Genomic DNA, 9,250 nt, shown 5'->3' with positions numbered 1-9,250 from the left:
CGCCCCCGCGCCCCCGCGCCTCTGCGGCGTCCCGGCGCCGGGCCCCTCACCCCTCCAGCAGCCGCTGTCCCACGTACTCGCCCTCCGCGGCCCCGCCCGGCACCGCGAAGAGGCCGCTCGACTCGTGGCGGATGAACTTCGACAGGGCGTCGCCTCGGTCGAGCTTGCGCTGCACAGGGACGAAGCCGCGCAGCGGGTCGGCCTGCCAGCAGACGAAGAGCAGGCCCGCGTCGGGCACCCCGTCCGCGTCGATGCCGTCGTGGAAGGAGAACGGGCGGCGGAGCATGGCCGCGCCGCCGTTCTGGTCGGGGCGCGTGATCCGGGCGTGGGCGTTGACCGGGATGACCAGCCTGCCGTCGGAGCCGGTCTTCTCCAGGTCCGGCTCGGTCGTCTCGCTGCCGCCGGTCAAGGGCGCGCCGGTGGACTTCTTCCGCCCGATCACGTCCTCCTGGTCCTTCAGCGCTAGCTTCTCCCAGTCGTCGAGGAGCATACGGATACGCCGTACGACCGCGTAGGAGCCGTTTCCCATCCACTCCGGGCCGCCGGAGCCGGACGCGGGCACGAAGATGCGCTGGTCGAAGTCCTTGTCGGCCGGCTTCGGGTTGCGGGTGCCGTCGATCTGGCCCATCAGGTTGCGGGCGGTCATGGGCTGGGCGGTGGCTCCCGGCGAACGGTTGAAGCCGTTCATCTGCCAGCGCACGCGGGCCGCGCTGCCCGCGTCCTTCTGGATCGCGCGCAGGGCGTGGAAGGCGACCAGCGCGTCGTTGGCGCCGATCTGCACCCACAGGTCACCGTCGCTGCGGGCCTTGTCGAGGTGGTCGGAGGAGAAGTCGGGCAGCGGGTCCAGCGCGTCCGGGCGCTGCTTCTCCAGACCTGTACGGGCGAAGAAGCTGTACCCGAAGCCGAAGGTGACCGTCAGGGACGAGGGTCCGGCGTCGCGTGCCACGTCCGTGTCGTCCTGCGCGGACGCTTCGCCCGCCATCAGCCGCCGGGCGGTCTCCGACCAGCGGCGCAGCAGGGCGGCCGCCTCCTTACGGCCCGCGCCCGCGGCCAGGTCGAACGCGACGAGATGCCCGCGCGCCTGGAGGGCGGTGGTGATGCCGGGCTGATGTTTCACGTGAAACCGCACCTGGTCGGCGCCGACGGAGCTGAGCGGCGTCGCCTTGTCGGCCGAGGGCGCGGCCGCGTATCCGGCGGCTCCGCCCACGGCGCCGAGCGTGAGCCCGGTCGCCCCGGCGGTGCCCAGCAGACGCCTCCGCGATAGGGCCCCCTCCGGGGGCGTCTCCCGGTGAGGCGCCCTCTTGGGTGAAGGGACGCCGGGGGCGCCCTCGGCGGAAGCCGCGAGACCCGCTCCCGGTGCGGGAGCCTTGGGTGTGGATTGGTCAGCCATGGTGTGGTTCAGCCGATCTGCGCGTTCTTCGTGACGGTCACCTGGTCGATGTCGGACGTCCGCACGGTGACCGCGATCTCCCAGTTGCCCGCCATGGGGATCTGCACTCCCTTGGCCGTCCAGTGTCCGGTGGCGATGCGGTCGGGGACCACGGGCAGCGGGCCGATCTCCTTCGCCTTGAGCGTGAAGGCGACCTTCACCTCGGGGACGTCGAAGACCCTGCCGTTGGGCCGCTGGACATAGACGTGCATCTCGTTGCCGCCCACGAGCGCGGGGTCCATGTCGACCCGTACGACGCCCTTGCCGTCCTGACCCCCCGTGTCGAACGGGATGTCCAGGGCCAGCGCCCCGGAGTCCCCGGCCACGTCGGACTGCTGTGCCGCCGCGGACGTGGCCGCCTTGGCCTCCTCCACGGTGCGCCCGGGCTCGGTCGTCGTCAGCGCGGTCGTCACCGCCAGCAGGACGACGGCCACGCCCGTCTCGGCGAGCACGGACCGGCGCAGTCCCCTGCGTCCCGGGTCGGCGTCCCGCATGCGCTTCTCGCGCGCGGTGGCCATGGCGGCCTGCTGCCGGGCCAGTTGGGCGGCGCGCTCGGGATCGTCGGGGTCCTGTCCGGAGTCCGCCGAACCCTCGGAGCCCGCGCCCCCGCCCGAGGCCACAGCCGTACGAGCCCCGCCCGTACGCTGCGCCACCTCGGACGCGACCTCGGAGGCCACGGAGGCCGAGGAATCCACGCTCTCCACCGGCGGGTCGGCCAACCGGTCGGTCCACCGCCGGGAGATCCACGCGATGCCCACGAGCACCGCGACGAGCCCGATCTTCACGAGCAGCAGTTGGCCGTACGAGGTGCTGGTCAGCGCCGACCAGGAGCCGACCTGCCGCCACGACTGGTAGATGCCGGTCGCCGCCAGCACGAGCACGCTGGTGAACGCGACGCGTGAGAAGCGGCGTACGGCTGCCGCCTCGATCGGGGCCTCGGCGGGCGCCCGGAACAGTGCGACGAGCAGCGCCGCGAGCCCGCCCAGCCAGGTGGCGACCGCCAGCAGGTGCACCACGTCGACGGGCATCGATATCCCCGTCTGGATGCCCGTCGAGGCGTGCTCGGCCATGGCCCAGCTCGCGGCCAGACCCGCCGCCACCACGGTCCCGCCGATCGCGAGCCCGAAGGCGAGGTCCTTCTTGTCGGCGTACGGTTCGGCGTCGCCGTCCCGTACGGCGTCGCCGTCCTGGTCGGCGTGGTCGTCCTGGTCTGCTCGGTCGTCCTGTTCGGCGCCGCCGTCCTCGGAGCCGTCGTCCGAGGAGGGCTTCCCCTCGGCGTCAGCGCCCACGCTCTCCTCGGCCTCGTCCCGTCGCGCGTACGTCCCGAAGAGCACGGCGATGAACAGCGCGGCCGCCGCGAGCAGCAGCAGCCGGGACACCAGCGCCGCGCCCGCCTTGGTCTGCAGCACGGTCCCGAGCAGGTTCAGGTCGAAGACGTCACCGACCTTCCCGGACCCGGTGTACGAGCCGCGCAGCAGCAGCATCGCGAGGGTGGCCGCGGTCAGCGTGAGCCATCCGGAGACCACGAGCCGCTGCACGGGCCGTACCGCCGCCCCTCGCTGCCAGCAGGCCAGCACGAAGGCGGCCCCGCCGATCAGGAGGATGAAACCGGCGTACGCGGCATAGCGTGCGAGCCAGTAGAGGCTGCCGACGATCCCGCCGCCCGCCGACTGCTCGGGCACGGCGGCCGTGGTCTTCGAGGGCGCGCCCACGGAGAACGTGAACGCGCCGGAGACGGGGTGGCTGTCCGCCGAGACCACCTGGTAGGTGACGGTGAACGTACCCTCGGGCAGCCCCGAGTGCAGTTTCACCCCGTAGCTGTTGCCGCCCAGGTCGGACGTCTTGCCGGTGTCGACCTGCTTGCCCTTGGGGTCGTACACCCGCACCGAGCCGTCGGACATCGCGACCTTCTCGGAGAAGGTGAGCGACACCTGGCTCGGTGCCTCCTTGACCACCGCGCCCTGCTGCGGGTCGCTCCCGGTCAGGGCGGCATGCGCGGAGACCGGCACGGCGCCGGCGAGCAGGGCGCCGGTCACGGCGACGAACAGCAGCAACAGCGCCCGGACACGGGGAGCGATGGCCTGCCTCACGGGGCTCAACGGTGGTCCCTCCCTCACTGGTGGTCCCTCTCTCACTGATGCGATGACGACGAAGAGGACGAAGACGACGCCGTCCGGTACGTGGCCGACTTCACCGGCATCTCGACCTTGACCGGGCCGGTCTTCGTGAAGTGCAGTTCCAGGGACACCGTCTCGCCCTCCTTCGGCTTGCGCTTCAGCTTCTCGAACATGAGGTGCATGCCGCCGCTCTTCAGGACGAGCCTGCCGTGGGCGGGGATCGCGCGGTCGTCGCCGTCGGCGCTCTCCATCGTCTGCCCGGACGTCGTGTGGATGGTGACGTCCTGGGCGATGTCGCTGGTGACGGACCGGAGGGTGTCGGGGGTGTCGCCGTCGTTCTCGATGACCAGGAAGCCGGCCGCCATGGCGGCGGTGACCGGCTGGGGCATGTAGGCGGACTCCACCTTGACGCCGGCCCCCTGGCTGCCGCCGGAGTCGTCTCCACCGCAGCCGGCGAGGGCGAGGACGGCGGTCATGACCACGGCTGCTCCGGTGAGGTGCCTCACGGCTTCTCACCCTTCAGCAGCTTCGGCAGGTCCTTGGCGTAGTCCTCGACGGTCGCGTCCTCCCCGTACAGCACGTAGCCGCCGTCGGTCTTCGGCGAGAACGCGATGACCTGGGTGCCGTGCATGGAGGTGACCTTGCCGTTCTTGCCCTTGGTCGGCGGATCGATGGAGATGCCCATGGTGCGGGCGCCGGCCTGGATCGTGGCGAAGTCGCCGGTCAGGCCCACGACATCGGGGTCGATGCCCTTGAGCCACTCGCCGAGGGCCTTCGGGGTGTCCCGCTCCGGGTCGGTGGTGACGAACACGATGCGCAGGTTCGCCAGTTCCGACTTCGGCAGCTTCTTGGACACCTCCTTCTTGGCGACGGCGATGTTGTTCATCGTCAGCGGGCAGATGTCGGGGCAGTTGGTGTAGCCGAAGTAGATCAGCGTCGGCTTGCCCTTGGTCTCCTTGCGGAGGTCGTACGACTTGCCGTGGGTGTCCGTGAGGACGAGGTCCGGCTTCTCGAACGGCTTGTCGAGGACCGTCGCCGCCTTGGCCGCACCGGACTCCGCGGACACCTCGGCGACCGGCGCGTTCGCGTCGTCACCGCTGCTGCCGCAGGCGGAGAGGGTGAGGGCGCAGACGGCGAGCAGGGCGGCCGCCGCGTACGTCTTCTTCGGGCTGTTCGTGCGCATAGAAAAATGTCCCAGATGTTCGTTGCCCGGCCCGCACCGGGGTCGTACGACGACGGTCGGCAGGGGTGCGACGGCGGTGCGCCGTCGGGCCGACGAGGCCGTACGCCCCCGGGTGCGGGGCGGAGGCGGAGAGGTCAGGCGCTCGTGCTCGTACGCCGACGACCGGCCAGCACGCCGTAGGCCACGCCCGCGGCACCCACGACGATGCCCACGATGCCGAGGACGCGGGCCGTGGTGTCGGAGCTGTCGGCGGGTTCGGCCGCGGACGTCTCGGCGGAAGCGGCCTTCGCGTCGTCGCCATCCTTGGAGTCCGACGCCTGGTCGGCGTCGGCGCCGGATCCGCCGTGGTGGTCCTCGGTGGCGGCGGACAGGGCGAGCACCGGGGCCGGGCTCTCGGGCTCCTCCTCGCCGTCCTTCGGCACCTCGATCCAGCGCACGACCTCCTTGTTGGAGTACGTCTGGAGGGCCTTGAAGACCAGTTCGTCGGTGTCCTCGGGGAGCTGGCCGACGGAGAGCGGGAACTTCTGGAAGTAGCCCGGCTCGATGCCCTTGCCGGTGGCCGTCCAGGTGACCTTGGAGACGGCCTCGTCGATCTTCTCGCCGTGCAGTTCGACCGGCTTGTCGAGCTTGGACCGGGTGACCTCGACCTTCCACCCGTCGATGGCCTCCGGCTGCACCGAGGCGAGCGGGTGGTCCATCGGGAGGTTCACCTCCAGCTTGGTGGTCGAGGCGTCGTCGCGCTCGTTCGGCACCTTGAAGTTGACGGTGGCGTACCCGCCCTTGGCGGCGGTGCCCTCGGGCGACACGCTGACGTGGGCGAACGCGGGGGAGGACAGGACGACGACGGCCGAGGCGGCGACGGCGCCGGCGGCGGCGATACGAGAAGCCTTCATGGCAGATGACACTCCACAGTGACGGATGGTCCGGAGAAGAAGAGGGGTGCGCGAGCGCGCCGGTGCCATCGGAACCGCCGAAGCGGCTCCCTGACGGGACCGGGCAGAAGCCCCGGGCGGCGAGAACGACGGCCACGCGCGCGTGCCGACGACGGCGCCCCCCTCCGGTGGAGTGGCGCGTCGCGTCAGGCAGCGAGGACGAGTACGGCGGCGCGGGACGGCGGGCCGCGCCGGATCACCGTGTGCTGGAGCGTGGCCGTACGCGGTGCCGGTGGCGCCTCGTGAACGGAACGAGGGACGCGGGGCGCCGCTTCCGGGGCACCCGGGAGCCCGGAGCGCAGGGCACGCACCAGCGCGAGGGCCGCGCGCAGGGACCGTACGAGCGTCGCGCCCGCGGACAGCCGCACGATCCGCAGCAGCGCCAGGTCCCCGTGCCGCAGCACCCAACCGGCGGCGACGGCCGCGAGAACGTGGCCGAGCAGCATCGGCAGGGTCGGCAGAACGGACGCCGAGGAGTCCGTCGCCATCGCCATGCCGTCCGCGGGGCCGTGCGTGGCGTGCGCGTCGAGCCCGGCGTCCGTGAGGATGCGCTGGGCCTGTGCCGGGCTGATCGCCGCCGCGGTCGCCCCGCACACGAGGCGCGCCGCGCGCTCGACGAGAGAGGCGTTCATGGCGTCGGAGGTTCCGGCGGGCACGGACGTGCTGTGCTGGCCGAGCCCGAACAGCGTGTGCAGCACGGTCTGGCCCAGCGCCAGCACCGTCGCGATGCCCGGCAGCGAGCGCTCGCGCCCGGCGAGCGGGGCCGCGACGGCGAAGACGGCGGCGAACCCGGCGCCGAGAGTCCACAGCGGGACCGTGGCGCAGGAGGCGAGCGCATGACCTGCCGCGGCCAGCACGACGCAGACCGCGGCGAACACCGCGGCCCTCAGAACCCGGAGATCACCTCCGGCGCGCGCCGTGCGCTCGTGGGGGGCAGTCATGGCCGGCTCATCATCGCACTGGCCCTACCCGCCCCATTCGGCAGGTCCACGACGTGACGTACGGCCGGAAGGGGGGCGCGCGTTCAGCGGGGTGCCCGGCGGATGTCCTGAGCTGGGTGTTCCCGAAAGGGACGAACCGGCGGGAACCCGCCGCCGGACGCGCCCTCATACACCCATATCCGCCGTCCGCGCATCCGCTGTATGGGCGGCATCACGCGATCCGCGCGCTTACACACCCGTACTGGGGGCAATACGTAACGGTATGTCGAGGCGCGGCCAGGAGGCTGGAGCATGAGCATCTGGTGGTCACTGCATCTGCGGCGTGACGCCGCCAGCGTGCCGCTCGCCCGACGGCTCCTGATCGGCGCCATGGAGACGGCGGGCGTCGACCCGGACATCTCCTTCGACCTCTCCGTCGCCCTCAGCGAGGCCTGCGCCAACGCCGTGGAACACGGTGGGGACGTGCCCGGCTCGTCCGGGGCGTACCGGGTGACCGCGTACCTCGACGGCGAGAAGTGCCGTATCGAGGTCACCGACTCCGGGCCGGGCTTTCCCGTCACGAGAGAGCGCCCGCCGATCCGTGCGGTCCGCACCGAGGCCGAGAACGGCCGTGGCCTCTGTCTCATCCAGGAACTCGCCGACCACGTCCACATCGGCAACAAGCCGGGCCGGGGCGGCGCCGTGGTGAGCTTCGACAAGATCCTCAAGTGGCGCGAGGGCGCCCCGCTGATGGCGGTGTAGGACACTCTTGATCGCGGCGCAGCGCACTCTCAGGGTGCTCACAGCTCCGCCTCAGCTTCCTGACGGCAGGCTTCCCTAATTTTCCGGGCATGACGGGAAACCACAGGAACACAACGATCACCCGGCGCCGCGCCATCGCGGTCACCGGGGGCACGGTCGCGGCCGGCGGTCTCGCGGCCGCCGGATACCAGTCGGCCTTCGCCGACGAGACGACCACTACGACCACCACGGACACCGCCGTGGCCTCGACGACCTCCACCAGCAGCAGCCAGTGCGTGCTGATGTCGAGCGTCACCGAGGGGCCGTACTACCTGGACGGCGCCCTGGTGCGGAAGAACATCACCGAGGGCAAGGACGGCGTCCCCCTGACGCTGCGCATCGTCGTGCAGGACACCACCGAGTCCTGCGACCCGGTGGCCGGCGCGGCCGTCGAGATCTGGCACTGCGACGCCTGGGGCTACTACTCCGGCTACACCACGGCCAACCCCGGAGGCTCCGCGCCCGCCGAGAGCGAGGACGGCTCGGACGCCAACGACAAGACCTACCTGCGCGGTTACCAGATCGCCAACGCCAACGGGGTCGTCAAGTTCGAGACGATCATCCCCGGCTGGTACACGCCCCGGACGTGCCACATCCACGTCAAGGTGCACACCGGCGGCGAGAAGGAGGACGGCACCTACGAGGGCGGCAAGGTGAACTTCACCGGCCAGCTCTTCTTCGACGACGACGTCGCCGAGTCCGTCTTCGAACTGGAGCCGTACAGCAAGCACACCGGCAGCTACACCACCCTCGACGACGACATGGTCTACGACGGCGGCGGCGCCTCCAGCGGCCTGCTGACCCTGGAGCCGGTCCACAAGAAGGACCCGTCCAAGGGCTACAAGGGCTACATCACCCTCGGTATCGACCCGGACGCCGAGAACACCGGCGCGGGCAGCGGCGGTGGCGGCGGTACGCCCCCGTCGGGCGAGCCCCCGTCCGGCGCCCCGAGCGACGCCCCCTCCCCGTCCGCCTCGGCCTCCTCGTAGGGTGCGGGGATGAGCAGCCGCGAGGACGACGCGCTGGCCGGGGCGGCCGTGGCCGCGCTGACATGGCAACTGGAACTGGCCCCCAAGCCCGGACTGCCCGATCCACGTGACCTCGACGCCCGCGTCACCCGCCAGGACCACTGCGCCCGGCGCTGGTCCGCGAAGGCGCTGACACCCGGCCTCGCGGCGATGGCAGCGGCAGCACGCCGGACGGGCGCGCCGACACCCGAACTCCGGGCGGAACTGGGCGCCATCGGCCGGTCCACCGAACACTCGGTGTCCCTGGCCGGCGGCGGCCACCGCGGCGCGACCTGGGTGCTGGGGTTCCTGGTCGCCGCGGCGGCCCTGGAGCCCGGCGCCCGGGGACGCGAACTCGCCGCCACCGCCAAGAAGATCGCCGCCCACCCCGACCGACGGGCCCCGCGCAGGCCCTCCCGGGGCTCGTCCGTCTCCGCGAAGTACGGCGCGGCCGGGGCGCGGGGCGAGGCACGGGCCGGGTTCCCGCACGTACGGCGGGCGTTGGACGCCCTGCACAAGGCCCGTTCCTCGGGCGCGCCCGAACCGCACGCCCGGCTCGACGCCCTCCTCACCGTCATGTCCACGCTCCAGGACACGGAGTTGCTCTACACGGCGGGCCCGCACGGCCTGCGCCACGTCCAGGCCGGCGCCCGTACGGTGCTGGAGGCGGGCGGGACGTCCGCTGACGCCGGCCACGAGGCGCTGACCGCTCTCGACGCCGACCTCCACACGCGCGGGTGGAGCCCCCGTGGCAGCGCCTCCCTGCTGGCGGGCGCCCTGTTCGCGGACTCGCTGCCGGTGGTGATGAGCGCGGCGGCGGTGGCCGCGTAGGTCTCTGGGGGGCTCCGGGTGGGTCTGGGG

9 protein-coding genes are annotated in these 9,250 nt (G+C 72.1%); 3 read left to right on the top strand and 6 right to left on the bottom strand.

Going from position 1 to position 9,250, the window contains the following annotated elements; all coding sequences use genetic code 11:
- Positions 1 to 46 precede the first annotated feature (46 nt).
- The 6 genes from efeB to FNH08_RS35760 form a co-directional block, all read right to left on the bottom strand.
- The gene (efeB, locus tag FNH08_RS35785; RefSeq protein ID WP_152775695.1) at positions 47 to 1,390 is read right to left on the bottom strand and encodes an iron uptake transporter deferrochelatase/peroxidase subunit; all 1,344 of its coding nucleotides are present in this window, start codon (positions 1,388 to 1,390) and stop codon (positions 47 to 49) included.
- An 8-nt stretch (positions 1,391 to 1,398) separates the two neighbouring features.
- Positions 1,399 to 3,519 carry a copper resistance CopC/CopD family protein gene (locus tag FNH08_RS35780; protein WP_322726032.1) on the bottom strand — a complete coding sequence of 707 codons (2,121 nt, stop codon included), beginning with the start codon at positions 3,517 to 3,519 and terminating at the stop codon, positions 1,399 to 1,401.
- Between the two features lie 41 nt (positions 3,520 to 3,560).
- The gene (locus tag FNH08_RS35775) at positions 3,561 to 4,052 is read right to left on the bottom strand and encodes a copper chaperone PCu(A)C (RefSeq protein WP_407704514.1); all 492 of its coding nucleotides are present in this window, start codon (positions 4,050 to 4,052) and stop codon (positions 3,561 to 3,563) included.
- Positions 4,049 to 4,729, bottom strand: a complete 681-nt coding sequence (locus FNH08_RS35770; RefSeq protein ID WP_152775693.1) for an SCO family protein — start codon at positions 4,727 to 4,729, stop codon at positions 4,049 to 4,051. Before FNH08_RS35770 ends, FNH08_RS35775 begins: the two co-directional genes overlap by 4 nt.
- A 134-nt stretch (positions 4,730 to 4,863) precedes the next feature.
- A complete protein-coding gene (locus tag FNH08_RS35765; RefSeq protein WP_152775692.1) occupies positions 4,864 to 5,622 on the bottom strand; it encodes a YcnI family copper-binding membrane protein in 759 nt (252 codons plus the stop codon).
- Positions 5,623 to 5,807: 185 nt separating this feature from the next.
- Complete coding sequence (locus FNH08_RS35760) at positions 5,808 to 6,602, bottom strand: hypothetical protein (RefSeq protein WP_152775691.1); 795 nt, start codon at positions 6,600 to 6,602, stop codon at positions 5,808 to 5,810.
- Between the two features lie 291 nt (positions 6,603 to 6,893).
- Here FNH08_RS35760 and FNH08_RS35755 point away from each other — a divergent pair, with 291 nt between their 5' ends.
- The 3 genes from FNH08_RS35755 to FNH08_RS35745 all read left to right on the top strand — a co-directional run bounded on the left by FNH08_RS35755 (position 6,894) and on the right by FNH08_RS35745 (position 9,220).
- Positions 6,894 to 7,343, top strand: a complete 450-nt coding sequence (locus FNH08_RS35755) for an ATP-binding protein (protein WP_152775690.1) — start codon at positions 6,894 to 6,896, stop codon at positions 7,341 to 7,343.
- Between the two features lie 89 nt (positions 7,344 to 7,432).
- Positions 7,433 to 8,371, top strand: a complete 939-nt coding sequence (locus FNH08_RS35750) for an intradiol ring-cleavage dioxygenase (protein WP_152775689.1) — start codon at positions 7,433 to 7,435, stop codon at positions 8,369 to 8,371.
- A 9-nt stretch (positions 8,372 to 8,380) separates the two neighbouring features.
- Complete coding sequence (locus tag FNH08_RS35745) at positions 8,381 to 9,220, top strand: triphosphoribosyl-dephospho-CoA synthase (protein ID WP_152775688.1); 840 nt, start codon at positions 8,381 to 8,383, stop codon at positions 9,218 to 9,220.
- The last annotated feature ends 30 nt before the right edge of the window (positions 9,221 to 9,250 follow it).

Source organism: Streptomyces spongiae, assembly GCF_009377185.1.
Lineage (GTDB): Bacteria > Actinomycetota > Actinomycetes > Streptomycetales > Streptomycetaceae > Streptomyces > Streptomyces spongiae.
This window is presented reverse-complemented; position numbering and strand designations above follow the sequence as displayed.